Annotated in this window: 1 protein-coding gene; it reads right to left on the bottom strand. The window is 72.3% G+C overall.

Annotated features, from left to right (window positions below; all coding sequences use genetic code 11):
- On the bottom strand, positions 1 to 524 hold a 524-nt coding region (locus ACFHW0_RS31760; protein WP_416613315.1), incomplete at both ends, for an acyltransferase domain-containing protein.

Below are 524 nucleotides of genomic sequence, written 5' to 3'. Positions count from 1 at the left end.
GTGACCCCGTCGGCGTAGCGCACGGCCTCGCGCACGTGCCGCACCCAGTACTCCGGGGTGCGGATCTCGTCGGCGTCGGCCAGCGCACCGGTCACGTTCGACACGATCGGCAGCAACGGCGCGGCGAACGTCAGCCCGGACAGGACCGCCCGGAACTCGTCGAGCATCGGCTCCATCAACGGACTGTGGAACGCGTGACTCACGGTCAGCCGACGAGTGCGGGTGCCCCGGTCGCGCCAGACCCGCTCCACCTCGTCGAGCGCCTCGACCGCACCGGAGACGACCACGGCCGTCGGACCGTTGACGGCAGCGATGCCGACCCGATCGCCCAGCCCGGAGATCGACTCCGCCACCGCCGCCTCGTCGGCAGCCACCGCCAACATCCCGCCACCCGTGGGCAGCGCCTGCATCAACCGACCCCGCGCCGCCACCAGCTGACACGCGTCCGCCAGCGACAACACCCCCGCCACGTACGCGGCCGTGACCTCACCGATCGAGTGACCGGCCAGCACGTCCGGCACGAC

The organism is Micromonospora sp. LOL_025 (genome assembly GCF_048060285.1).
Lineage (GTDB): Bacteria > Actinomycetota > Actinomycetes > Mycobacteriales > Micromonosporaceae > Micromonospora.
Note: the sequence above shows the minus strand (reverse complement) of the source record. Positions and strands in the feature narration are given on the sequence as shown.